The organism is Mesorhizobium comanense (assembly GCF_005503535.1).
Taxonomy (GTDB): domain Bacteria; phylum Pseudomonadota; class Alphaproteobacteria; order Rhizobiales; family Rhizobiaceae; genus Mesorhizobium; species Mesorhizobium comanense.
Genome location: NZ_SCNN01000004.1, coordinates 321,091 through 343,440 on the forward strand (window position 1 = coordinate 321,091; position 22,350 = coordinate 343,440).

26 protein-coding genes are annotated in these 22,350 nt (G+C 64.6%); 16 read left to right on the plus strand and 10 right to left on the minus strand.

Annotated features, from left to right (window positions below; genetic code table 11):
• Positions 1–259 precede the first annotated feature (259 nt).
• Positions 260–439: a YdcH family protein gene (locus FFS37_RS10335; protein ID WP_010911953.1), complete on the minus strand. Its 180-nt coding sequence runs from the start codon at positions 437–439 to the stop codon at positions 260–262.
• Positions 440–678: 239 nt separating this feature from the next.
• Between FFS37_RS10335 and FFS37_RS10340 the strand changes: the two genes are divergently transcribed.
• The 6 genes from FFS37_RS10340 (at position 679) to FFS37_RS10365 (ending at position 5,689) form a co-directional block, all read left to right on the plus strand.
• Positions 679–882, plus strand: coding sequence for a YdcH family protein (locus tag FFS37_RS10340; protein WP_135902230.1), 204 nt, complete (start codon positions 679–681; stop codon positions 880–882).
• Between the two features lie 97 nt (positions 883–979).
• Positions 980–2,185: an aminotransferase class V-fold PLP-dependent enzyme gene (locus FFS37_RS10345; RefSeq protein ID WP_137930836.1), complete on the plus strand. Its 1,206-nt coding sequence runs from the start codon at positions 980–982 to the stop codon at positions 2,183–2,185.
• A 389-nt stretch (positions 2,186–2,574) separates the two neighbouring features.
• Positions 2,575–3,114 (plus strand): sigma-70 family RNA polymerase sigma factor, encoded by a 540-nt coding sequence (locus FFS37_RS10350; protein ID WP_137930837.1) that lies wholly within the window; start codon positions 2,575–2,577, stop codon positions 3,112–3,114.
• Positions 3,111–4,019, plus strand: a complete 909-nt coding sequence (locus FFS37_RS10355) for an anti-sigma factor family protein (protein WP_137930838.1) — start codon at positions 3,111–3,113, stop codon at positions 4,017–4,019. The genes FFS37_RS10350 and FFS37_RS10355 overlap by 4 nt, the downstream gene beginning before the upstream one ends.
• A 99-nt stretch (positions 4,020–4,118) precedes the next feature.
• The gene (purE, locus tag FFS37_RS10360; protein ID WP_137930839.1) at positions 4,119–4,616 is read left to right on the plus strand and encodes a 5-(carboxyamino)imidazole ribonucleotide mutase; all 498 of its coding nucleotides are present in this window, start codon (positions 4,119–4,121) and stop codon (positions 4,614–4,616) included.
• Positions 4,613–5,689, plus strand: coding sequence for a 5-(carboxyamino)imidazole ribonucleotide synthase (locus FFS37_RS10365; RefSeq protein ID WP_137930840.1), 1,077 nt, complete (start codon positions 4,613–4,615; stop codon positions 5,687–5,689). Before purE ends, FFS37_RS10365 begins: the two co-directional genes overlap by 4 nt.
• Positions 5,690–5,730: 41 nt before the next feature.
• On the opposite strand, the gene FFS37_RS10370 is transcribed toward FFS37_RS10365, so the two are convergent.
• Complete coding sequence (locus tag FFS37_RS10370) at positions 5,731–6,144, minus strand: lysozyme inhibitor LprI family protein (protein WP_137930841.1); 414 nt, start codon at positions 6,142–6,144, stop codon at positions 5,731–5,733.
• A gap of 231 nt (positions 6,145–6,375) precedes the next feature.
• Here FFS37_RS10370 and ykgO point away from each other — a divergent pair, with 231 nt between their 5' ends.
• The 4 genes from ykgO to FFS37_RS10390 all read left to right on the plus strand — a co-directional run bounded on the left by ykgO (position 6,376) and on the right by FFS37_RS10390 (position 8,900).
• Positions 6,376–6,501: a type B 50S ribosomal protein L36 gene (gene ykgO, locus FFS37_RS10375; protein WP_006203764.1), complete on the plus strand. Its 126-nt coding sequence runs from the start codon at positions 6,376–6,378 to the stop codon at positions 6,499–6,501.
• 108 nt (positions 6,502–6,609) lie between these two features.
• Positions 6,610–7,257, plus strand: a complete 648-nt coding sequence (locus FFS37_RS10380) for a tetratricopeptide repeat protein (RefSeq protein WP_137930842.1) — start codon at positions 6,610–6,612, stop codon at positions 7,255–7,257.
• Between the two features lie 88 nt (positions 7,258–7,345).
• Entirely contained in the window at positions 7,346–8,413 is a 1,068-nt protein-coding gene (locus FFS37_RS10385; RefSeq protein WP_137930843.1) for an alpha/beta fold hydrolase, read from the plus strand.
• Between the two features lies 1 nt (position 8,414).
• Positions 8,415–8,900 carry a hypothetical protein gene (locus FFS37_RS10390; RefSeq protein ID WP_137930844.1) on the plus strand — a complete coding sequence of 162 codons (486 nt, stop codon included), beginning with the start codon at positions 8,415–8,417 and terminating at the stop codon, positions 8,898–8,900.
• Positions 8,901–8,924: 24 nt separating this feature from the next.
• On the opposite strand, the gene FFS37_RS10395 is transcribed toward FFS37_RS10390, so the two are convergent.
• On the minus strand, positions 8,925–9,557 hold the full coding sequence (locus FFS37_RS10395; RefSeq protein ID WP_332311474.1) for a L,D-transpeptidase: 633 nt from the start codon (positions 9,555–9,557) through the stop codon (positions 8,925–8,927).
• On the opposite strand from FFS37_RS10395, the gene FFS37_RS36140 reads away from it, so the two are divergent.
• Positions 9,556–9,729 carry a hypothetical protein gene (locus FFS37_RS36140; RefSeq protein WP_232375619.1) on the plus strand — a complete coding sequence of 58 codons (174 nt, stop codon included), beginning with the start codon at positions 9,556–9,558 and terminating at the stop codon, positions 9,727–9,729. The two genes, FFS37_RS10395 and FFS37_RS36140, sit on opposite strands and share 2 nt — an antisense overlap.
• Positions 9,730–9,832: 103 nt before the next feature.
• On the opposite strand, the gene pyk is transcribed toward FFS37_RS36140, so the two are convergent.
• Complete coding sequence (pyk, locus tag FFS37_RS10400) at positions 9,833–11,266, minus strand: pyruvate kinase (RefSeq protein WP_137930845.1); 1,434 nt, start codon at positions 11,264–11,266, stop codon at positions 9,833–9,835.
• Positions 11,263–11,751 carry a DUF1036 domain-containing protein gene (locus FFS37_RS10405; RefSeq protein ID WP_137930910.1) on the minus strand — a complete coding sequence of 163 codons (489 nt, stop codon included), beginning with the start codon at positions 11,749–11,751 and terminating at the stop codon, positions 11,263–11,265. The genes pyk and FFS37_RS10405 overlap by 4 nt, the downstream gene beginning before the upstream one ends.
• Before the next feature lie 245 nt (positions 11,752–11,996).
• On the opposite strand from FFS37_RS10405, the gene FFS37_RS10410 reads away from it, so the two are divergent.
• The 3 genes from FFS37_RS10410 (at position 11,997) to FFS37_RS10420 (ending at position 14,685) form a co-directional block, all read left to right on the plus strand.
• The gene (locus tag FFS37_RS10410) at positions 11,997–12,794 is read left to right on the plus strand and encodes an N-formylglutamate amidohydrolase (protein WP_137930846.1); all 798 of its coding nucleotides are present in this window, start codon (positions 11,997–11,999) and stop codon (positions 12,792–12,794) included.
• Between the two features lie 11 nt (positions 12,795–12,805).
• Entirely contained in the window at positions 12,806–13,114 is a 309-nt protein-coding gene (locus FFS37_RS10415; RefSeq protein ID WP_137930847.1) for a DUF1244 domain-containing protein, read from the plus strand.
• Between the two features lie 395 nt (positions 13,115–13,509).
• Positions 13,510–14,685, plus strand: coding sequence for an MFS transporter (locus tag FFS37_RS10420; protein ID WP_137930848.1), 1,176 nt, complete (start codon positions 13,510–13,512; stop codon positions 14,683–14,685).
• On the opposite strand, the gene FFS37_RS10425 is transcribed toward FFS37_RS10420, so the two are convergent.
• Positions 14,649–15,557: a LysR family transcriptional regulator gene (locus tag FFS37_RS10425; RefSeq protein WP_137930849.1), complete on the minus strand. Its 909-nt coding sequence runs from the start codon at positions 15,555–15,557 to the stop codon at positions 14,649–14,651. The two genes, FFS37_RS10420 and FFS37_RS10425, sit on opposite strands and share 37 nt — an antisense overlap.
• A 117-nt stretch (positions 15,558–15,674) precedes the next feature.
• On the opposite strand from FFS37_RS10425, the gene FFS37_RS10430 reads away from it, so the two are divergent.
• Together FFS37_RS10430 and FFS37_RS10435 are read left to right on the plus strand one after the other, a co-directional pair.
• The gene (locus FFS37_RS10430; protein ID WP_137930850.1) at positions 15,675–15,884 is read left to right on the plus strand and encodes a DUF680 domain-containing protein; all 210 of its coding nucleotides are present in this window, start codon (positions 15,675–15,677) and stop codon (positions 15,882–15,884) included.
• A 72-nt stretch (positions 15,885–15,956) separates the two neighbouring features.
• Entirely contained in the window at positions 15,957–16,916 is a 960-nt protein-coding gene (locus FFS37_RS10435; protein WP_137930851.1) for an SDR family oxidoreductase, read from the plus strand.
• Positions 16,917–16,968: 52 nt separating this feature from the next.
• Here FFS37_RS10435 and FFS37_RS10440 read toward each other — a convergent pair whose 3' ends face one another.
• From FFS37_RS10440 to FFS37_RS10455, 4 genes are all read right to left on the minus strand, one after another.
• Complete coding sequence (locus tag FFS37_RS10440) at positions 16,969–17,127, minus strand: DUF3309 family protein (protein ID WP_137930852.1); 159 nt, start codon at positions 17,125–17,127, stop codon at positions 16,969–16,971.
• 157 nt (positions 17,128–17,284) lie between these two features.
• A complete protein-coding gene (locus tag FFS37_RS10445) occupies positions 17,285–20,464 on the minus strand; it encodes an efflux RND transporter permease subunit (RefSeq protein ID WP_137930853.1) in 3,180 nt (1,059 codons plus the stop codon).
• Positions 20,465–20,539: 75 nt separating this feature from the next.
• Positions 20,540–21,715 carry an efflux RND transporter periplasmic adaptor subunit gene (locus FFS37_RS10450; protein WP_137930854.1) on the minus strand — a complete coding sequence of 392 codons (1,176 nt, stop codon included), beginning with the start codon at positions 21,713–21,715 and terminating at the stop codon, positions 20,540–20,542.
• A 119-nt stretch (positions 21,716–21,834) separates the two neighbouring features.
• Complete coding sequence (locus FFS37_RS10455) at positions 21,835–22,191, minus strand: hypothetical protein (RefSeq protein WP_137930855.1); 357 nt, start codon at positions 22,189–22,191, stop codon at positions 21,835–21,837.
• Between the last annotated feature and the right edge of the window lie 159 nt (positions 22,192–22,350).

Here is a 22,350-nt window from a genome sequence, read left to right on the forward strand (position 1 = left end):
AACACACCCCGGGGCCGAAGCGCGAGAGTCCGGCATGAGGTGGAGGAGCAAAGATGGCTTGTCAATGGCGACAGGTCGCCACTGGCGGCAATTGATGGCCGCCGAAGCGCCCAGAGAGGGCGCCCGCGGCCAAAACAGGGTTTTGAAGGATATTAGCTATCGCTCATGGCAAAGCTTGAAAATCAAGCCTACTACACCGGCGGCTGCATGCCGCCGGCAGGGAAGACCGCGCGTAATGGGCGGTTATGTCAGTCGAGCATCAATGCGTGGTCGGTTGCGCCTTCAGTTTCTCAATCGCATCCTTGAGTGCCAGCTTGCGTCGCTTGAGATTCACGATTTCGAGGTCGTCCACCGACGGGTGGTTCATCGCGTCATCGATCTCGCGTTCGATGTCGCCGTGTTTCCGCTGCAACTCATCAAGATGGGATGCAAGAGACATGATTGGTTCTCCCTTTCATGGTTTCCTCGATTGCAGCCGTCAAAGGCGCGTCCACCGCAGGTCGCTTCTGTGACGGCACGATGACACTTTGCCACCTTCCGACTGCGATGTCGAATGCTGCGTGGTAGCATTCCACGGCAATGTGAAATGTGATATGGGCTGCGCACCGGCGGCAGAAAGTGCCGCCCCCGCCCAATCAGGCCCAGCTTTGGGCGCCGCAGACGTGCAGACGGTACAGAATGTCCGATCAGGAACAGGCCGATATTCGCCTCGAATTTTCCCGGCTGAAACAGGAACACGCAGATTTCGACGCGGCGATCAACGCGATGATCGCCACGAATTGCGACCCGCTGCAGATCCAGCGGATGAAGAAGAAGAAGCTGGCGCTGAAGGACCGGCTGATGAAGCTGGAAGACAGGATCATCCCGGACATCATTGCCTAGCCGGCGCGGTGGACACGGGGCCCAGGATTCTGCTGCTGGACGAAATCCATGCGGCCGTCGAGATCGCCGCCCGACCTGTCACGGGGGATCCGCTCACATGAAAACCTCTTCCTCCGCCGGCTCCAACACCAACATCCGCGAACGGCTGGGCCTGAGGCCGATCATCAATGTCTCCGGCACGATGACGGCGCTCGGCGCGTCGATCATCGTGCCGGAAGCGATCAGCGCCATGGCCGAAATGGCCCCGCAATGGGTGGAGATGGACGATCTGCAGCGCGCTGCCAGCACCGTCATCGCGCGCCTGACCGGCGGCGAGGCCGGCTTCATCACCGCCTGCTCCGCCTCTGGTATCACCATGGCCATAGCCGGCGCCATGACGGGAACCAGCCTGCTCGCCATCGAGCGCTTGCCCGACGACACGGGCGGGCTGAAGTCCGAGGTGATCATCCAGCTTGGCCATCTCGTCAACTACGGCGCGCCGCTCGACCAGTCCGTCCGCGTCGCCGGCGCCCGGGTCGTGCCGGCGGGCACTGTCGGCGCGACCCAGGATTATCATCTGCGCGAGGCAATCAACGAACGCACGGCCGCAGGCCTCTATGTCGTCACCCATCACACCGCGCAGTACGGCATGCTGTCGCTGGAGGAATTCTGTGAGATCTGCCATGCCAGGGGCGTGCCGGTGATCGTCGACGCCGCGTCCGAATATGATCTGCGCGGCTTCCTGGCGCGCGGCGCCGACATCGTGATCTACAGCGGCCACAAATTCCTTGGCGGACCGACCAGCGGCATCGTCACCGGACGCAAGGATCTGGTGAGATCGGCCTATCTGCAGAATCGCGGCGTCGCCCGCGCCATGAAGGTCGGCAAGGAAAGCATCGCCGGCGCCATGGCCGCGCTCGAAGCCTGGGAAAAGCGCGACCATGCCGGCATCCGCCAACGCGAGAAGGCAGCGCTCGATCTCTGGAAGCAGTCGCTGCAAGGCATGGAAGGCATATCCGCCGAGATCATTCCCGATCCGACCGCCAATCCGCTCGACCGTCTGCAGGTGTTCGTGCGGCCGGAAAGCCGCTTCACCGCGGCCGGCCTCGCCTCGGTACTGGCGGCCGGATCGCCGCCGATCATCGTGCGCGATCACGAGGTCGAGCTCGGCTATTTCTTCCTCGATCCCTGCAACCTCCATCCCGGCGAGGCCGAGATCGTCGCCGGCCAATTGCACTCGGTTTTGACCTCGAAGGACCGGCCGGCCGATGCCATGAAGACCGTACGCAAGGATTCTTCCGGCGCATTGCGCTGGCCGGATTGAGGAAACAAACCGCTTGCGAAGTATCCGATGGGAGTTGATCACAAAACCGTGATCAAACTCCATCGTACCGGGCGGGAATAAACCGTCTGCCGGACAGGTCTTCTCGCCATACGCCATTGCTGGCGTTGAGGAGATCGGCATGCCCCATCATCGCACGCACGGCGTAGCCGGCCACGGCATCGGCCGTCGCCAGGCGTCGGCGGGCTTGATTGGAATGGCCTCCTCGTCGGTGATGCTTGACACTGGTGGCACGGATGAATTCACTTTCAGCAGGGCAGCCGGCTTTGCCCGCTTCCGGGAGCCTTGCCCTCGGAAGCAAGGCAAGGGCGCCGTCGCGTCTTGAGGTGGTACGGCCAACCCCTCCCGGAGTATCGGACCATGGTGCTGCTTTGAGCGAGAGGGCCCTGGCGGAACGCTTCAACCAGGTGGTTCTGCCCCATCTCGGCGACGCATTGGCGCTTGCCCGCTGGCTGACCGGCAATGCCGCCGATGCCGAGGATGTGGTGCAGGATGCCTGCATCAAGGCGCATGCGGGCATATCAGGATATGCCGGCGGCAATGCGCGCGCCTGGCTGCTGACCATCGTGCGCAACACCTCCTACACCTGGATGTCGCGCAACCGGCCGCGCGGCATGATGGCCGTCGGCGACCTCGGCGATCTCGACGACATGGCGGCCGCACACGGCACCAGCCTGCCGGACGAGGACGGGCCGGAGGCCAGCCTGATCGCCAAGGCCGACACGGCAGCGCTCGAAGCGGCGATCGCGGCGCTGCAGCAGCCGTTTCGCGAAACGCTGGTGCTGCGCGACATAAACGGCCTCGCCTATCGCGAGATAGCGGCCATGCTCGACGTGCCGATCGGCACGGTGATGTCCAGGCTGGCCCGTGCCCGTGGCCTGCTGGCGTCTGAATTGGGGAGAACGTCATGACGCACGACGACGGACTGCCCAATGATCCCGAAGGTATCAGACTGATGATCCATGCCCTTGTCGATGGCGAGCTTGATGCGGCGGCTGCCCTTGCCGTGGAGCGGCGCATTGCCGCCGACCCACGGCTTGCCGCCGAGCACGCGCGCATCGTCGCCTTGCAAGGCGCGGTGAGCCGCTTGCCGCACCCCGATGTCAGCGATGCCTTTCGGGCCCGCATCGCCGCGATCGGCATGGCCGGCACCGAACAGCCGGCGTCTGCCGAGGCGACGGAGCCACAGCGGGGCTCGCCATCGGCCCTGCCGGGATTGATTGCAGGCGCTGGCGCTGGCCAGAGGCGAGCAGCGGGGACGCGACCCTCCCAGACGCGGACATCGCCAGGGGCACGCCGTTTCGGATCGTTCGACTGGCGCGCCATGGCCGCCTCGATCATGATCAGCGCCGTGTTGGCCAGCGGGGCGACGCAATGGGTGATGCAGAGCGGCGTCGATGACGGCTTTGCCGCCGCCGTCGCCAGCGGCCATCGCCGCAGCCTGCTTGCCGCGAGCCCGATCGACATCGTCTCGTCCGACCGCCACACGGTGAAACCCTGGCTCGACGCCCGCATCGGCGTCTCGCCGCCCGCGCCCGATCTCGCCCAGGACGGCTACGCGCTGATCGGCGGCCGGGTCGAGGTGATATCGGGCCGGCCGGTGCCGGCGCTGGTCTATCGCCACCGCGAACACCTGATCACGCTGGTCGCCGAACCGCAGCAGGGCGGCAAGGTCACGCAACCGGACGATCTTTCGTCGGGCGGCTTCTTCATGGTGCACTGGAGCGACGGCGGCTTTTCGTATTGGGCGATCTCCGACATGGAGCGCCCCGAGCTCGACGATTTCGTCGCCCGCTTCCGCAAGGCGGCGGTGTGAGCCGGATTGCGGCCGGCGGCACCTCGCCGGTGGCCTGAAATCCTTGCGGCCCGGCGCGAATTCCGCTAAGGCGCGCCTTTGTCGCCGGGGAGCAGAAGCTTGAACGATCAACGCGCCGACGTCGCCATCATCATGGGCAGCCAATCCGACTGGGCGACGATGCGCCAGGCGGCCGAAACGCTGGAAGCCCTGGGTGTTTCCCACAAACGGCTGATCATATCAGCGCATCGCACACCCGACCGGCTCTATGATTTCGCCAAGGGCGCCAAGGCCTCCGGCTACAAGGTCATCATCGCCGGCGCCGGCGGTGCCGCGCACCTGCCCGGCATGACGGCGGCGATGACCCCGCTGCCTGTGTTCGGCGTGCCGGTGGAATCGAAGGCGCTGTCGGGTCAGGATTCGTTGCTCTCGATCGTCCAGATGCCGGCCGGCATTCCGGTGGGGACGCTTGCCATCGGCAAGGCGGGCGCGGCCAATGCCGCTTTGCTGGCCGCCGCCGTGCTGGCGCTGAACGACGACAAGCTCGCACAGCGGCTTGACGCCTGGCGCGCCTCGCAGACCGCCAAGGTCGCGGCAGAGCCGACGGATACGCCGTGAGCCTGCCCGCCGGATCGACCATCGGCATCATCGGCGGCGGCCAGCTCGGCCGCATGCTGGCGATTGCCGCCGCCCGCCTCGGCTACCGCACCGTCGTGCTCGAGCCGCAGGCGGATTGCCCGGCCGCACAGGTCGCCAACCGTCAGATCGTGGCGGCCTATGACGATCAGGCAGCGCTTGCCGAACTGGCGTCCGCGAGTGCCGTCGTCACCTACGAATTCGAAAACGTTCCCGTTGCAGCGGCTACCGCGCTTGCCGCGAGCGTGCCTGTCTACCCGCCGGCGCGCGCGCTTGAGGTGGCTCAGGACCGGGTGAGCGAGAAAACGTTCCTGAACGGCATTGGCATTGCCACCGCCGATTTCCGGTCGGTCGACAGCGATGACGAATTGACGGCGGGGCTGAAGGCATTCGGCGGCAGCGGCATCCTGAAGACGCGGCGCATGGGCTATGACGGCAAGGGCCAGCGCGTCTTCCGCAACATGGAGACAGGCGGTTTCGCTGGCACCTGCAAAGCGATGGGCAATGTGCCGCTGATCCTGGAAAGTTTCGTGCCATTCGAGCGCGAGATCTCCGTGATATCGGCGCGTGGCCTCGACGGCACGATCGCCGCCTACGATCCGGCCGAGAACGTCCATCGCGACGGCATTCTGCACACATCGACCTTGCCCGCGGCGGTACCGCCACGGACGGCCGAGGCGGCGCGGGCGGCGGCAGGAAAGATCCTGTCGGCGCTCGACTATGTCGGCGTCATCGGCGTCGAGTTCTTCGTGCTGGCGGATGGTTCGCTGCTCGCCAACGAGATCGCGCCCCGCGTTCACAATTCCGGCCACTGGACCGAGGCCGCGTGCGTCGTCTCGCAGTTCGAGCAGCATATCCGCGCCGTTGCCGGCCTGCCGCTCGGCAACCCGCGCCGCCATTCCGATTGCGTGATGGAAAACCTGATCGGCGACGACGTGCTGCGCGTTCCCGCGCTGCTGGCGGAGCCAGACCTGATGCTGCATCTCTACGGCAAGGCCGAGGCCCGGCCCGGCCGCAAGATGGGGCATTTTACCCGGATCGGCGGCCGCCAATAGGGCCGCGCATTGCGGAACTGTCCATCCCCGGCGCGGCCAGACTATTGGGCGTCGTCTTCATCCGAACTGGCGCAGCTGACATCGCCTTCCTCGCAATTGGCCGAGGCGGCGAGTTGCTTGATGCGATCGTTGGTCAGCTTGGTCAGGCATTGCGAAACCACCATCGGGTGGATGGATCCGCCGGCGCTCGCCGCCGTCGTGTGCGCGCAGTCGGCGTCGCGGAAGGAGATCCAGGCCCGTTGCGCCGCCTGCAGCAGTTTCTTGCCGTTGGCGTCTTCCGAGCCGATAAGGTCCTGATAGGCCTTGTTGAGACTGGCGTCGGCTGCCTGATAATCCTCGTTGGCGCATATATTCATCATCTGCTGGCTGTCGTCGGACCGGTCGCATTCCTGCGCCTGCAGGATCGAAGTCCCCGCCAGCAAGGCCAGGCAGGCTGGCAGCAAAATTCGGCGCATGGTGGTCCCCCAAATCATCTTATGGCCACCGCATCATCCCAGCCCACGCCGGGCCGCGCAATCCCGCGCGAAGGGGCGGCGGATTTTTGATGTTATGCGGATGCCGGAGATGGTTGCGGTTGACATGGACAAGCCTCCTCGTTTATGAGCCACCCACCGTTGAAAAGGCGCGTCTTCTGGCGCGCCTTAAAATTTCGACCCGGGACCGGGTCCACACCGACAGGCAAGACCATGAAGATCAAGAATTCGCTCAAGGCGCTGAAGGCGCGTCACCGCGACAACCAGCTGGTTCGCCGCAAGGGCCGCATATACATCATCAACAAGACCGCCCCGCGTTACAAGGCGCGTCAGGGCTGAGTTTTCGGCCGGGGCCTTGCCCCCGCCACTTGATGCTGCGCGGGCCTTGCCCGCTCCCTCACGCTAAAATCACTTTGATGTTCCGCCGCCCGGGGATAGACTCGGGCGATGCGGATTCTTTTTGCGTTTTCGGCGGCTTTCCTTGTTTGCGGCGCCATTTCGGTGCCGGCACGCGCGGATGACCGTCCGATCGCGCTGGCGACACCGGATGCTCAGCCAGCGCCCTCCGATGCCCAGCCAGCGGTTCCGGACACGCCGGCCCAGCCGATGACCAAGCAGGCCCGGCTCGACAAGCTGTTCAGCGACCTGAAGCGCGAACGCAACGAAAAGGCGGCGGAACGCATTGCCGGCAACATCTGGACCGAATGGTTCCAGTCCGGCAGCGCCTCGATCGACCTGATGATGCTGTGGTCGCAAAAAGCCATGGACAATCAGAAGTTCGACGTCGCGCTCGACTTTCTCGATCAGGTGGTGACCTTGCAACCGGCCTATGCCGAAGGCTGGAACCGGCGTGCCACCGTGCATTTCATGATGAAAAACTACGGCAAGTCGATGGCCGATATCGACCGCACGCTGCAGCTCGAACCCCGCCATTTCGGCGCCCTGTCGGGCCTCGCCCAGATCATGGCGCTGACCGGCCACAAGCAGTCGGCGCTGGAAGCCTGGCAGAAGGTGCTGGCCATCTATCCCATGATGCGCAGCGCCCAGAACCAGGTCGCCACCCTGTCGGAAGAGCTCGCGGGCGAAGGCATCTAAGGGATCAGGCGGTAGGGATTAGACATTAGCAAGAAGACCCTACTGCCTACCCCAGAACTTATCCCATTCCACCCCCGTATATCCCCGCATGAACCTGATCTACGCCGCGCTCGCCCTCCTGTTCGCACTCATCTTTGCCCTCGTCGGCGTCAATCGCGTCGGCTCCTGGCTGATCGAGCGCCGCAATCCGCCCATTGGTCAGTTCGCGGATATCAACGGCGCCCGCATCCACTATGTCCACATTCCCGCATCGGCCAATGCGGATCTGCCGCCGATCGTGTTCATCCACGGCGCGAGCGCCAATCTCAAGGACCAGATGCTGCCGCTGCGGCCATTGCTGGAAGGCCGGGCCGAAATGCTGTTCTTCGACCGGCCAGGCTTCGGATGGTCGGGCCGCGGTCCTGGCAACAACGAGAACCCGTCGGCGCAGGCGAACACCATCGCCGCCTTGATGGACCAGCTCGGCATCAAGCGGGCCATCATCGTCGGCCATTCCTTCGGCGGTGTGGTCACCGCTGCGTTCGGCCGGGAGCATGCCGACAAGACGCTTGGTCTCGTCTTTCTGTCGCCGGCGACCCATCCCTGGCCCGGGGGCGCAACCTCCTGGTACTACGATCTGACCACCATTCCGGTCATCGGCAGGCTGTTTTCCGAGACCCTGACCTATCCAGCCGGAACGTTGCAGATGGCCGACGCCACCACCTGCGTATTCTCGCCCAACAAGGTCCCGGACAATTATCTCGCCGCCGCGTCGATCCCGCTGGTGCTCCGGCCCTCGGCCTTTCGCGCCAACGCCACCGACGTCGCCGGGCTCTACGACTATGCGCTCGCCGCCGCGCCGCACTACAAGGAGATCACCGCTCCGACCGTGGTTATATCAGGCGACCGCGACAAGGTCGTCTATGCCAGGATCCACTCCGTCGGCCTGGTACGCGACATATCGGGCGCCGAACTCGTCTGGGTACACAATCTCGGCCACAAGCCGGACTGGATAGCCCCCGATCTCGTTGTCGGCGCCATCGAGAAGGTCGCCGGCAAGGATGTTGACCTGGAGGCGGTGGCCAGGACGGTGGAGGCGCGCATAGCCGGCGATGTCTATGGCGCGGGCAAGTGCGCCGACATCAAGGAGCCCCAGATGGAGCTCGCGCCGACCTGAGATGTACATCCTGAAGCATGGCATCAAGAAAAACCCGGAAAGGCGATGGGCGTTGCCGGATCGCATCTTCTTCGGTCACGGCGCCTGCGCGATTCTCGCCGGCACCTTCCTCAGGCACGCCCCCCGTGAAGGATTCCATGCGGAGCGGATCGTTCCGGCCGAGGGCTTTGCGGGAAACCATATCTATGTGACCAACGGGCTGGTTGCCTTCGACTATCACGGCTACTCCAACCGCGAGCGCCTGCTGGAACATCACGAAAAAGGATGGGCCGGCCACAGTGCCGGTTGGCACTGCACGATCGAGAAGGTCGACTTCGATCTGCTCGATACGACCGAGCTCAACCGGCGAAAGATGCTGGGGCCGGATCAATATCTGCACGACCCCATTCCGCGCGCATGCCGGTTCCTTGAGCGCGTGAACCACGTCGAAGCCGCCGCAAAAGCGTCCGCGATCGCCAGCGGCGATGCCTGCCGGGCCGCGGTCTGAACCACGGCCACGCCGCACCGTGCCCTATATGACCAGCAGCGGCGTCTTGCCGGGCACGCGCTCGTAGAGATCCATGACGTCCTGGTTGAACATGCGCACGCAGCCGGAGGAAGCGGACTTGCCGATCGACTTCCAGTCCGGCGAGCCATGGATGCGGTAGAGCGTGTCGACGCCGTCCTTGAAGATGTAGAGCGCCCGCGACCCGAGCGGATTGGTAACACCCGGCTGCATGCCCTGGCGCCATTTCTCCAGCTTCGGATCTCTGCGGATCATCGCCGAAGGCGGCGTCCAGGTCGGCCACTTGCGTTTCCACTGGACGATCGCGCGGCCCTTCCAGGAGTAACCCTGGCGCCCCAGTCCGACGCCATAGCGCATGGCCTTGCCGTCCTTGAGCACCCAGTAGAGAAACTTGTCGCTGGTATTGACCACGATCGTGCCCGGCTTCTCGCCTGTCGGGTCGTCGACGACCTGCCTAAGGAACCGGCCGTCGACCTTGGCGAACGGGATCGCCGGCAGCGCGTGGCCGCCATCTTCGACCGCAGCATACATGCTGGCATAATCGGGCGACGCGGGGGCCGTGGGCTCTGGCGCCGCAGCTTCGACGGGCGGCAATTGCGGTGCCGGTTCGAGCGGCGCCGCGCCGAGGGGGCCGGCCATGCTGATCGACTGTCTGGGCATCTGGGCACAGGCCGAGATCGCCGAAACCCCAACAAGCGACAGTCCGGTCAAAAGCGACCGGCGCGATACGAAAAAGGACATTCAATATACTTTCAAACGATGGAAAGGGCGGGCGGAGCGGCTTTCGATGCCGCCCTACCGCGCCTTGTAGAGCCGATCACGGCGACGCTGTGTCATAGACAGGGGCTGCGATCATTGCGCGCGCAGCTGTTGCATTGCGGCCACAGTGAGAATTGCGTGCGTCGCGAAATCCGTTACCGGCCGGCCGCTTCCGATCCGACATAGGCAATGCGCAGCATGTTGGTCGATCCCGGGGTCCTGAGCGGCACGCCAGCCGTGATGATGACACGGTCGCCCGGTTTGCCGAACTCTTCCTCGAGCGCGATGCGGCAGGCGCGGTTGACCATGTCGTCGAGATCGGTGGCATCGGGCGACACCACGCAGTGCGTGCCCCACAAAAGCGACAGGCGCCTTGCCGTGTTGAGGATCGGCGACAGCGCCACGATCGGCACCTGCGGCCGTTCGCGCGCGGCGCGCAGACCGGTGGTGCCGGAGGCGGTGTAGGTGATGATCGCCGACAGTTTGAGCGTCTCGGCGATCTCGCGCGCGGCCAGCGATATGGCGTCGGCGCCCGTCGCCTCCGGCTCGGAGCGCTGGGCATTGATGATGCCGGCATAGGTCGGATCCGTTTCGACCTTGGTGGCGATACGGTTCATCATCGCCACGGCCTCGACGGGATAGGCGCCTGCCGCCGATTCCGCCGACAGCATGATGGCGTCAGCACCCTCGAAGACGGCGATGGAAACGTCCGACACTTCGGCGCGCGTCGGCACCGGCGCGGTGATCATCGATTCCAGCATCTGGGTGGCGATCACCACCGGCTTGCCGGCGCGGCGCGCGGCGCGCGTGATCTGCTTCTGGATGCCGGGCACCGCTTCCAGCGGCATCTCGACGCCGAGATCGCCGCGCGCGACCATCAGCGCGTCCGACAGTTCGATGATCTCGGCCAGACGGGCGACGGCCTGCGGCTTCTCGATCTTGGCCATGATCAGCGCCCGGCCGCGCGCGATCTTGCGGGCTTCGGCGAGATCCTCGGGCCGCTGGACGAAGGACAGCGCCACCCAGTCGACGCTGGCCGCGAGCACTGCATCGAGATCCTTGCGGTCCTTCTCGGTCAGCGCGCCGACCGGCAGGTCGGTGTCGGGCAGGCTGACACCCTTCTTGTCGGAAATGGTGGTGCCGGCGACGACCGTGCAGGTGATCGACTTGCCGTCGCTCTTCACCGCCTTCAGTTCGAGCTTGCCGTCGTCGATCAGCAGGCGATGGCCGGCCTCGACCGACCTCAGGATCTCGGGATGCGGCAGGTAAACCCTGGTCGAGGTGCCGGGTTCCGGATTGTCGTCCAGCGTGAAGATCTGGCCGGGGGTCAGCACTTCCTTGCCGTTGGCGAACTTGCCGACCCGCAGCTTCGGGCCTTGCAGATCGGCCAGGATACCGATCGGCCGGCCGACCTTTTCCTCGACCGCTCGGATACGGTCGACCAGCGTGCGCATCAGCTCATGATCGGTATGGCTCATGTTGATGCGGAACACATCGGCGCCCGCTTCGAACAACTTCTTCAGCATCTCCTCGGAAGAGGAGGCCGGACCGATCGTGGCTAGGATCTTGACCTTGCGGCTGCGTCTCATTGACTGTTCGTTCCCGGGGCGGCTGGGGCGCCTCCCGTTGCGGGCTCATCGGTAAGCTGGACCATCCAGCTTGCCTGCTCGCCCGTGTCATATTCCTGGAAACCGGCGCGCTGGAAGCCCCGGGCCACGCAGTCGTTCACGCCTGCGATCTTGAACTCTTTTTCAGCCACGCACATGTTGATCGGGCCGTCCCAGCGTCCGCCACGCTCGGCGTCTTCTGCATAAAGATAGTAAAACCTTGATGACAGCGGGCCTTCGATCAACGTCTTGCAGCTCGATCCTTCGATGTGCCACCAGCCTTCGGTGATCCAGCCGGCCTTGGCGCGGTAGCCGATGCCGACGCCGACCAGATTCTGCGTGGCGTTACAGACGCGGAAATCGGCACGCGCGGGTGAGGCAGCGACCATAGCGGACAGCCCCACGGCAAGCGTCAGGAGCGGCATGGCGAAGGCAAAGCGCGCGCGCTGCCCGCCGGCGGAACCCATCCCAAAACCCCTCAAGAACCACATCAGCATCTCTCTGCGCCCCTTTTCGGAAAAGTCCGGGCGCATGTCAACGCGCCGTTTTGACCAATTCCAATCGATTTAAGAAGGCTCCCGGCGCACGATCCGTCGCCCCTCGCCAGATTTCCCGGGAAACCTTGGCCAAACAACGGCATTGCGCACACGTCGTCTTCGTGGAATGACGATAGCACCCTCCCCGAAAGCCAGCGAACGACCATTTTCCGCCGATGACCCGATCCACAGTTTTCGCGCCGTTCGACATCGTCGAGGGCGACCGCAAGCGGGGCATCGTGCTCCTGGCCGATCACGCCCGCCGCGACCTGCCCGAGGACTATGGCAGCCTCGGTCTGCCGGCGGCGGAGTTCGAGCGCCACATAGCCTATGACATCGGCGTCGAGACGGTGACGCGCGAACTCGCCGCCCAACTCGGCGTACCGGCGGTGCTCGCCAATTTCTCGCGTCTGCTGATCGACCCCAACCGCGGCGAGGATGACCCGACGCTGATCCGCCAGCTCTATGACGGCACCATCATCCCGGGAAACTACCCCCTCGCCCCGGAAGAGCGCGAAAGGCGGCTCGACCGCTTCTACCGTCCCTATCACGATGCGCTCGGCGCCATGATCGCTTCGGTGGCACAGGCATCCGGCCAGGCGCCCTTCATCTTCTCGGTGCATTCGTTCACCCCGGTCATGCAGGGCAGGCAGCGGCCCTGGCACGTCGGCATCCTGTGGGATCGGGACGACCGGGTGGCGCGGCCGCTGATCGACATGCTGGCCGCAGACGGGAACCTCGTCGTCGGCGACAACGAGCCCTATGACGGCGCGCTGCGCGGCGACACGATGTTCAAGCATGCCATCGTCAACGGCTATGCCCATGCGCTGATCGAGATCCGCCAGGACCTGATCTCCGACCAGAAGGGCGCTCTCGCCTGGGCCGCCCGCCTGGCGCCGATCGTTGACGCCATCGACCGCCGTGCCGATATACATGACGTGAAGATGTACGGCTCGCGCACCGGGCCGATGTGATGGAGGCAGCGATGAGCGAACTCAATGACGAGCAGAAGCGCGACTTCGAGGCTGCCGTGTTCCGCCGGCTCGTGGCGCATCTGCGGGAACGCAGCGACGTTCAGAACATAGACCTGATGAACCTCGCCGGCTTCTGCCGCAACTGCCTGTCGAACTGGTATCGCGAGGCGGCCAATGCCGACGGTGTCGACCTCTCCAAGGACCAGTCGCGCGAGATCGTCTACGGCATGCCCTATGCCGACTGGCAGGCGCTGCACCAGACCGAGGCTTCGGAAGCCAAGAAGGCCGAGTTCGAGGCCAGACGGCCCAAGGATCATTAGCGGCCTTACGAGGCCTACTGCTTCGTCATTCTAGGGCGAAGCAGTCGCGAAGCGACGTCGCGGAGACCCTAGAATCCATTCCGTGACGGCTACCGGGGAACGCCTCAGTGCAGGAAAGAGTATGTTTCCGCTAGCGCTCCGGTGCTAGGTCTGCACCGCTGTGAAGCTTCGAAGTCCCGGCATGGATCCTCGGGTCTGCGCGCGTCGCTTCGCTCCTTGCTCCGCCCGTGGATGACGACAAGGGAGGAGCACTTGAGCTGATCTGCGAAGCAGGCTCCCCTTACAGGTCCCTCCGCACATCCCTGGTCCAGCACTTCCCCCGAAACAGCGCTTGACTGGAAATTGAATCGATCTAATTTGCCGGCCAAAGCCATTTTTGTACCGGATTCGACCCTATGAACGCGCCAACAGCCATACAGACTGCCATTCGCGGGCGATGGGCCGTGGCCGCCATTTTCCTGGCCAATGGCTTTCTGACCGGCAGCTGGGCGCCGCAGATCCCGGTGTTCCTGACCCGGCTCGACATCACCAAATTCACACTCGGCCTGCTCATCCTCTTGTTCGGCGTCGGTGCCGTCACAGCCATGAGCTGGTGCGGCCATTTGATCTCCAGACATGGTTCGCGCACCGTGCTGCGCTGGTTCGCCCTTTGCGGCAGCCTTGGCCTGCTGGTCGTGGCGCTGGCGCCCAACGTGCCGCTGGCGGCGATCGCCATGATCATTTTCGGCGGCTCGATCGGTGGCATGGATGTCGCCATGAATGCCAATGCAGTGGTTGTGGAGCGAAAATTGTCGCGCGCGATCATGTCCTCCTCGCACGGCTTCTGGAGCCTTGGCGGTTTCGCCGGCGGCGGCCTCGGCGGCTTTGCCATCCAGCACTATGGCCATCTCGCCCACGCCGCGGTGGTGACAGGACTTGCCTTCGCGGTGGTCGCGTTTGCCGTCGGCCATCTGGTCGCCGAGGACAGGCCGCAGGCGGCCGAGCACCATAAATTTGCCCTGCCGGCAAACCCGCTGGTGTACCTGATCGGCCTGATGGCGCTGCTGACGATGATCTCCGAAGGTGCGGTGCTCGATTGGGCAGCCCTGTATCTGCGGCAGGAGCTTGGCGCCGACCTCGCCGTCGCCGGCCTTGCCTATGCGGCTTTCTCTGGCGTCATGGCGATCATGCGTTTCTTCGGCGACGGCGTGCGCAACCGCTTCGGCGCGGTGACAACACTGCGCGGCTCGGCCGTGGTCGCCGCCGCCGGCATGCTCATCGCCGGCCTGTCGCCCTCGCCCTGGCTCGCCATCTCGGCCTTCGCGCTGTGCGGCTTTGGTATCGCCAACATGGTGCCGATCATCTTCTCGGCCGGCGGCAACCAGGAGGGCATGTCATCCGGCACCGGCATGAGCGTCGTCACCACAATGGGCTATTCCGGCATTCTGGTGGCGCCGTCGGCCATCGGCTTCGTCGCCGAGCATTTCAGCTTCGGCCCGATCTTCATTGCCATGTCGGTGCTGCTGATCGTGGTCCTGTTGATGGCGGGCCTTGCTCACCGCGCCGAGTTCGCGCCCGCACCCGCCGAATAGCGCTTCAGCTCCTCGTGCAGGAAATCCGCCACGCGGCGGATGCGCACGCTGCCGCGCACGTCGCGGTGCATGGCCAGCCATACCGGCAGGTTGGGCAGCGGCAGGCCGGGCAGAACCTTTTCCACCAGCGGATCGCGATCTGCCAGGGGCTCTTGGCCGAGGCCTATGCCGTTTCCAGCCCGCACCGCCTCCCACAGCACGATCTGATTGTCGGCCCTGAAGCGGAAACTGCTGCGGGTGACCGGAACGCCGTGCTGGGTGAAGCCTCGGATCATCTCGTCGCTGCGGTCGAAGCCGATCAAGGCATGATCGACCAGGTCGGCTGGACCGAGTGGCCGCCCGCGACGGTTCAGATAGGACACGGCCGCGCAGGCGCAGAGTTCGATATCGCAGACCTTGCGCGCGACCAGTTCGTTCTGTGCCGGTTTGACCATGCGGATGGCGATGTCGGCATCCCTGCGCAGCAGGTTCTCGACCTGGTTGGAGGCGACGATCTCGACCTCTATGCCGGGCTCCTCGATGCCGAGCCGTGCCATCATGCCGGGCAGCACATAGGCGGCGACCACCTCGCTGGCGGCGATCCGCACCGTGCCTTCGATCGCCTCGACCGACCCCAGCGCCAGCCGTGAAAAAGCGATCGCCTGTTCGCTGACGGCCTTGCCGCGCTCGAACAATGTCGCCCCGGCCTCCGTCAGCGCATAGCCGCTGCGACCACGCCGGAACAGGGTGACGCCAAGCGCCTGCTCCAGTTCCCCGATGTGACGGCCAAGCGTCGGCTGGCTGGCGGACAATTTTCGCGCCGCCGCCGACAGGCTCCCGGTTTCAGCGACCGTGACGAAGCTCTTGATCAGGTTCCAGTCGATCTCGCTCATTCAATAATGAATATCAAAACTGCATTCATGGTCAATTTCAATTCATCAATGGAGCGCCGATATTCCCTCTGCAAACACCGATACGGACTGCAAACCCCAACCAGGAGACCTTCAAAAATGACCAGGATCGCCCTCACCGCCGCCGCCCTCCTCATCGCCGCCGGCACCGCCTTTGCCGGCAGCGACAGATATGGCTCGAACGATGCCAGCCAACCGGCTGTCGCCAAGATCGACGACACCGTCACCACCTCGATCGGCAAGCCCGACGCCACCGACCGCGAGCCGGTCGTCCAGGGCAGCAACCGCGACCTCTTCGGCAACCGCTGAACCAACAGAAATTCCAAGGCGAAATCCACGGGCGACGGGCTGGTCCCGTCGCCTCGAGCAAGGAGACGAACAATGACCAAGATCGCAATTCTGGGTGCCAATGGCCGGCTCGGCCGTGTCGTCGGCAAGGCCTTCATCGACGCGGGCTTCGACGTCCGCGCCGTCACCCGCACCGGCAAGGTGCCGGCCGAACTCAGGGGTGCCGCGGCGGTTGCCGGCGACGCACTCGACCGCCCATCGCTGATCACCGCCACGGAAGGCGTCGACATCATCTTCAACGGCCTCAACCCGATCTACACCGACTGGGGCAAGTGCATGCCGATGGCGCAGAATGTGATGGCCGCCTGCCACGCTAACGGCGCGCTGCACCTGTTCCCGGGCACAGTCTACAATTACGGGTCGCCGATGCCGGCGGTGATCACGGAAGACACGCCGTTCCATCCGACCACCGAAAAGGGCCGCATTCGCTGCGCCATGGAAGACCTGTTCCGCCGCGAGGCCGAAGCCGGCCGCGTCCGCACCATCATCCTGCGCGCCGGCGACTTCTTCGGCGGCACCGGCAGCGGCTCCTGGTTCGACCTCGTCGTCGCCGCAAAGATCGGCAAGGGCACCTACACCGCGCCCGGCCCGGCCGACCTTGTGCATGAATGGGCCTATCTGCCGGACTTCGCCGTCGGCTTCGTCGCGCTGGCCAAAAACCTCGACAAGCTCGGCTCCTATGAGGCGCTGAATTTTCCGGGCCACGCCGTCACCGATCTCGACATCAAGGCTGCCGCAGAGAAGGCCGTTGGCCGTCAGCTGAAGATGACGTCGATGCCGTGGTGGGTGCTGCGTGCCGGCAGCCCGTTCGTGGCGATGTGGCGCGAGATCGTCTCGATGTCATACCTGCGCTTCGAGCCGCACCGCCTGGCGTCCGCGCGGCTGGAAGGCATCATCGGCGAGATCCCGCATACACCGCTCAATCAGGCCGTCGCCCAGGCGCTGGAAGACATCGGCATCGCCACTGTGCACGGGCATGCGATGGCCGCATGAACCGCGCCGGCGGGGTCTGCCCGCTGGCATCCCTCAAACCTGTCAGGACGGCTCAGATCCGCCCCATCAGCAGCAACACCAGGACCACCACCAGCACCACGCCGAGAACACCCGAGGGTCCGTACCCCCAGGAGCGCGAATGCGGCCAGGCCGGGATCGCGCCGATGAGGACGAGGATCAGGACGATGATGACGATGGTGGTGATCGGCATGAGGCATTCCCCGCATTTACGTTTAGCCGGTAGCGGCTGGCAAAGGTGCGGCGGCTGGCGCCGCACGAAGCCATGGCTCGACGTTACTGCCGGGAACAATGCAAAAGGCCGCCCGGTTGTTCCGGGCGGCCTTTTGCATTCAAATCCGGAAATCAGCCTATTCGGCGGCTTTCGGGAAGGCGACGGCAGGCTCGGCGCCGGCATCCGGACCGGATGCCTCGGCCGACGCGATCTTGCCCTTGCCACGACGGAAGAGGCGGCTGAACCAGCCGCGCCGCGCGCCGGGCTTGACCTTGGCCCTGGTGAACATCATCAGCATCGAAGGCGTCACCACCAGCGTCAGGATGGTGGCGAAGGACAGGCCGAAGACGATCGCCGATGACAGCGATATCCACCATTGCGTCGACGGCGCGTTGATCGTCGTCTCGTGATGGAAGATTTCGAGACCGAGGCCGAAGGCGATCGGTAGCACGCCGAGAATGGCCGACACCGCGGTCAACACCACGGGACGCGCACGCTCACGGCAGGTCTGCAGCACGGCATCCATCTTATCCCAGCCTTCTTCACGCAGCCGGTCATAGGTATCGATCAGCACGATGTTGTTGTTCACCACCACGCCGGCCAATGCGATGACGCCGATGCCCGACATAACGATGCCGAATGTCTCGCCTGTTATCAGCAGGCCGAGGAACACGCCGATCGTTGCCATGACCACGCAGGACAGCACCAGCCAGACGCTGGTGAACTTGTTGAACTGTGCGAGCAGCACCAGGAAGATCAGGAAGATCGCCGCGCCGAAGGCCTTGCTCAGGAAGGCGCTGGCCTCTGCGCTGTCCTCGTTCGAGCCGGCCAGCTTCCAGCGTATGCCATTGCCCAGGCCCATGTCGGCGACGGCCTTGGTGACCTCCTGCTGCACGGCGGCGACCTGCTCGCCGGCGGCGACGTTGGCCTGCACGACCACGGTGCGGGCGCCGTCGATGCGGTTGAGGACGCCAACGCTGGGCTTGGCCTTGCGCACGACGAAGTTCGAGATCGGCACCGACCCTTGCGAGGTCTGCACCCTGAGCTCGTCGAGCGTCGACAGCGTGCGCCGGTCTTCCGGCAGGCGCAGCCTGATGTCGACGGCCTTGTCGGCGCCGGCCGGCCGGTACTCCGAAAGCTTGAGCCCGTTGGTGACGAGTTGCACGACCGTTCCGACCGAGGTTGGGCTGATGCCGTACTGCGCGGCTTTGGCGCGGTCGACCTCGAGCGCCCAGTCGACGCCGGGTGGCGGCAGGCCGTCGGAAATGTCGATGACGCCGGGCACCTTGGCGATGCGGGCCGCCACCGCGCGCGCCTTCTCGTCCAGTCCTTTGGGGTCGACGGCCGAAAGCCTGATCTGGATCGGCTTGCCGGTCGGCGGGCCGGCCTCGGGCACGCGGACTTCGACATCGACGCCGGGAATGCCGGCCATGACGCCGCGCAGATCGTTCAGGATATCGTTCGCCGATTTGCGCTCGCGCCAGTCGATGAATTCGTACTGGATGACGCCGACGACGTCTTCGGGCACATCGCCGCCGCCGCCGTCGGACTTGCCGACGCGCGTATAGACGGACTTCACCCCAGGCCAGCCGAGCAGCCGGTTTTCGGCGATCTTGGTCGCCGTATCCATTTCGGCCAGCGAAAGATTGCCTCGGGCATGCACATAGAGCAGGCCGTAGTCGGGCTCCACGCTCGGGAAGAACTCCACGCCGGCGCCGTATTTCGAATAGCCGACGAAGATGCCGGCAAGCAGGATGACGGTGAGAGCCATGACGGTGATCGGGAAGCGCACCGCCTGCTTGACGACGGCCATGTACCAGCCATCGCGGTTGCCGTCCTCATGGTGCTCCGGCGCCTTGGCGAAGATCGCTCCGAGCGTCGGGGCGAACACCAGCGCATAGAGCATCGAAGCCGACAGTGTCACGATCAGCGTGATCGGCATGTACTTCATGAAATCGCCGATGATGCCGGGCCAGAACAGCAGCGGCGAAAAGGCGGCGATACGGGTCATCGTCGCCGCGATGACCGGACCGGCCATGCGCTTGGCCGCCAGCGCGAAGGCTTCCTGCTTCGGCATGCCCTCACTCATCCGCCGCTCAGCGAACTCGGTGACGATGATGGCGTCGTCGACCAGCATGCCGACCGCCAGGATCAGGCTGAACAGCACGATCATGTTGATCGTGTAGCCCATCATGGCCAGCAGCAGGATGCCGATCAGGAAGGATGACGGAATGGCAAGGCCGATCAGCAGCGAGGCCCGTCCCGACAGCGCGTAGAGGATGACGATGAACACCAGGATGACGGCGATCATCACGTGGTTCTGCAGGTCGCCGAGCAGCTGATTGACGAAGACCGACTTGTCCTGCGTGTAGGTGACGTGCATGCCTTCGGGCATTGTCTTGACGAAGGTGTCGGACACTTCCCTCACCTTGGCCAGCGTGTCGATCAGGTTGGCGCCGATGCGCTTCTTGACCTCGATGGCGATGGCCGGTTTGCCGTTGAGGCGGGTGATCGTCGTGGCGTCGGCGAAGGTCGAGCGGATCGTCGCGATATCCTTGGCCTGGACAACGGCATTGGGGCCGGCGACCACCGGCAATGCCGCCACATCCTCCGGCGTCTCGATCAGCGACGGCACCTTGACCGCGTATTTGCCTTGCGAGCCTTCGATGTTTCCAGCCGCGACCAGACTGTTGGAGGCGCCGACGGCGCCGATCAGCTGGTCGAGCTGCAGCCCGTAGGACGACAGCTTCATCGGATCGATGACGACTTCGACGAGATCGTCGCGGGAGCCCTGCAACGACCCTTCGAGAACGCCGGGCACTTCCTCGATGCGGTCGCGCAGCTCGCGCGCCGCGGCGGCCAGCACGCGTTCTGGCAACTCGCCGGACAGGGTGACGACGAGCACCGGGAACTCGGAAATGTTGACCTCGGTGACGACAGGCTCCTCTGCCGCCTGCGGCAGGTCGGCCTTGGCGTCCTGCACCTTGGAGCGTGTATCCTGCAGCGCGGTGGCCAGATTGGTCTGCGGCTGGAACTCGACCAGCACATAACCGCCGCCCTGGAAGGCGGCCGAGCGCATCTCCTTGAGGCCCTTCAGGCTCTTCAGCTTGCTTTCCATCGGCCGCAGCAGAAGACGCTCGGAATCTTCAGGCGAAATGCCTTGATAGATCAGGCTGACATACATCATCGGAATCGGAACGTCGGGTTCCGCTTCCTTCGGTGTCGACTGATAGGCGACCCAACCTGCGATCAGCAGGAAGACCAGGACCGAGATGGTCAGGCGGGCATTGTTGATTGCGAGTCTGACGATATCCATGACTTGTGCCTGCTGTTGCTGCGGGAGTGGCGAAGGGACCTGTCGCCGGGAAGACCCGGCGCCGGCGCCCCCGCGCTACTGCGTCCCGGCGGTGGCTTCGCCGATCAGCTTGTTGATGGTCGCCTGGTCGGCCTCGACCGGCTTGACCTCGTCGCCTTCCTTCACCAGTTCCTGACCCGCGACGATGATGCGGGCATCGGCCGGGATCCCGCCTAGCACCAGGCCGGTCGGCGTATCGTCGACCAGGTCGATCGGGAAGAACGCCACCTTGTTGTCCTTGCCCACGGCACGGATCCCGAGATCGCCCTTGTCGCCGAGCGTCACCACCGAGCGCGGCAGAAGGATCGCGTCGGTCGGCAGCGCGCTGAGCTGGATTTCGGCCGTCATGCCGGCCGGCACCGAGCCGTCGCCATTGGGGATGGCGACCTCGATGCGAAAGGTGCGTGTCGCCGACGATGCATCGCGGCTGATGTAGCGCACCGTGCCTTCGACAGTCTGGCCGCTGACCAGCCGCACCGAGGCCTTGTCGCCGAGCTTGAGATAGCCGAGGTCACGCTCGCTGATCTCGCCGCGCGCGATCACCGGATCAAGCTTGAGGATGGTTGCCACCTCGCCGCCCTGCATAACCGAGCTGCCGAGTTCCACCGGCACCCTGTCGATGACGCCGTCGAATGGCGCCTTGACTTCGTTGCGGTCAAGCTCGGCCTGCGCGGTATCCAGTTGCGATTGCGCCAGGGTCAGATTGGAGCGGGCGGTGTCGAGCTGCAGCTTGGGCAAATTGCCTGATTTCATAAGCCGCAGCGACGCGTCCAGTTCGGCCTGGCGCTGCGCGACGAGTTGCTTGGCATTGTCGACCATCGAGATCTTTTCCTCGGCGGCGAGCATCAGCACCAGATCGCCGGTCTTGACGTGATCGCCTTGCTTGACCGGCAGTTTGTCGATGACGCCGGCGACACGTGTTGCAAGCACGGCGCGCTTGTCGGCTTCGGTCAGGCCGGAAATGCGTATGGCGCGCGCATAGGTCTTGCGCGGCGGCGTCACCACGGCGACGGTGCGCAACGGAGCCTTCGGCTCGGCTTCGGCAGCCTTCGGCTTGGCCGCATCAGGCGCCTTGCCTTGCTCGACTTCGCCCGCCTTGGCCTTGCTGGCCGCTGCGCTGCCGACCGACGAGAACTCGCCTGTCGCCATCCAGGCCGCGAAACCTATGAGCACAACAATGGCGGCAAGCTTGTGAAACCTGATTTTAGGCATCGTCGTTTTTCCGTTGCGGGTTCGGCCAGCACCGCGCCTCCAGTGCGCGGGCGCGTCGCCGATATGGGTGCGCGCATGACCGTGTTCAAATTGCCGTGATGGGCGAGCGCGCTTCTACATCAAAGTTGGATCGCAATATAGTCCGAAAGTTGCATCAGCATTGCGTAGCCGGCCAAGGTGTGGCCGTCACGAAACTGTTCTCGATCTGCTAAAATACCAGTACAGCGGCCTCGCGGCCGGTTCACAATCTGCGCAGAAGGATCAAGCGCGAACGGCCGATCCGCCATCGCCGGAAGACCGCGCGAGGCGGTCGGAGAGACGGCCGCCGCGCCGTGCCGAGTTTCCGACCCGGACGCGGGTCTGGCCGACACACCAATTCGGTTTCGGTTAGCCGGAGAAATCAGGCGCCAGCTTGCATGATCAAAACCAACACATTGGAACTGCTTATAAATCAGCTTGGGGACCACGCTGCTCAATGTTGATCCGGACCAATTATTCGACAGGGCAACAAGCGTTTGGAGCGCCGACGCACGCGGCTCCGGCACATCGGGAATAGGCCCTGCCGCCGTTCTACGGAAGGACAGTGGCGACGACGCCAGCCTCTAAACCCGGCCCGAGCTTCGCCCCATCCACCG

Excerpts from the sequence above, each read along its gene's own strand:
- FFS37_RS10335 (WP_010911953.1), bottom strand. The coding sequence starts at position 439 with ATGTCTCTTGCATCCCATCTTGATGAGTTGCAGCGGAAACACGGCGAC.
- FFS37_RS10340 (WP_135902230.1), top strand. The coding sequence starts at position 679 with ATGTCCGATCAGGAACAGGCCGATATTCGCCTCGAATTTTCCCGGCTG.
- FFS37_RS10345 (WP_137930836.1), top strand. The coding sequence starts at position 980 with ATGAAAACCTCTTCCTCCGCCGGCTCCAACACCAACATCCGCGAACGG.
- FFS37_RS10355 (WP_137930838.1), top strand. The coding sequence starts at position 3,111 with ATGACGCACGACGACGGACTGCCCAATGATCCCGAAGGTATCAGACTG.
- FFS37_RS10370 (WP_137930841.1), bottom strand. The coding sequence starts at position 6,144 with ATGCGCCGAATTTTGCTGCCAGCCTGCCTGGCCTTGCTGGCGGGGACT.
- ykgO (WP_006203764.1), top strand. The coding sequence starts at position 6,376 with ATGAAGATCAAGAATTCGCTCAAGGCGCTGAAGGCGCGTCACCGCGAC.
- FFS37_RS10380 (WP_137930842.1), top strand. The coding sequence starts at position 6,610 with ATGCGGATTCTTTTTGCGTTTTCGGCGGCTTTCCTTGTTTGCGGCGCC.
- FFS37_RS10385 (WP_137930843.1), top strand. The coding sequence starts at position 7,346 with ATGAACCTGATCTACGCCGCGCTCGCCCTCCTGTTCGCACTCATCTTT.
- FFS37_RS10390 (WP_137930844.1), top strand. The coding sequence starts at position 8,415 with ATGTACATCCTGAAGCATGGCATCAAGAAAAACCCGGAAAGGCGATGG.
- FFS37_RS36140 (WP_232375619.1), top strand. The coding sequence starts at position 9,556 with ATGCTGATCGACTGTCTGGGCATCTGGGCACAGGCCGAGATCGCCGAA.
- FFS37_RS10395 (WP_332311474.1), bottom strand. The coding sequence starts at position 9,557 with ATGGCCGGCCCCCTCGGCGCGGCGCCGCTCGAACCGGCACCGCAATTG.
- pyk (WP_137930845.1), bottom strand. The coding sequence starts at position 11,266 with ATGAGACGCAGCCGCAAGGTCAAGATCCTAGCCACGATCGGTCCGGCC.
- FFS37_RS10405 (WP_137930910.1), bottom strand. The coding sequence starts at position 11,751 with ATGGGTTCCGCCGGCGGGCAGCGCGCGCGCTTTGCCTTCGCCATGCCG.
- FFS37_RS10410 (WP_137930846.1), top strand. The coding sequence starts at position 11,997 with ATGACCCGATCCACAGTTTTCGCGCCGTTCGACATCGTCGAGGGCGAC.
- FFS37_RS10415 (WP_137930847.1), top strand. The coding sequence starts at position 12,806 with ATGAGCGAACTCAATGACGAGCAGAAGCGCGACTTCGAGGCTGCCGTG.
- FFS37_RS10420 (WP_137930848.1), top strand. The coding sequence starts at position 13,510 with ATGAACGCGCCAACAGCCATACAGACTGCCATTCGCGGGCGATGGGCC.
- FFS37_RS10425 (WP_137930849.1), bottom strand. The coding sequence starts at position 15,557 with ATGAGCGAGATCGACTGGAACCTGATCAAGAGCTTCGTCACGGTCGCT.
- FFS37_RS10430 (WP_137930850.1), top strand. The coding sequence starts at position 15,675 with ATGACCAGGATCGCCCTCACCGCCGCCGCCCTCCTCATCGCCGCCGGC.
- FFS37_RS10435 (WP_137930851.1), top strand. The coding sequence starts at position 15,957 with ATGACCAAGATCGCAATTCTGGGTGCCAATGGCCGGCTCGGCCGTGTC.
- FFS37_RS10440 (WP_137930852.1), bottom strand. The coding sequence starts at position 17,127 with ATGCCGATCACCACCATCGTCATCATCGTCCTGATCCTCGTCCTCATC.
- FFS37_RS10445 (WP_137930853.1), bottom strand. The coding sequence starts at position 20,464 with ATGGATATCGTCAGACTCGCAATCAACAATGCCCGCCTGACCATCTCG.
- FFS37_RS10450 (WP_137930854.1), bottom strand. The coding sequence starts at position 21,715 with ATGCCTAAAATCAGGTTTCACAAGCTTGCCGCCATTGTTGTGCTCATA.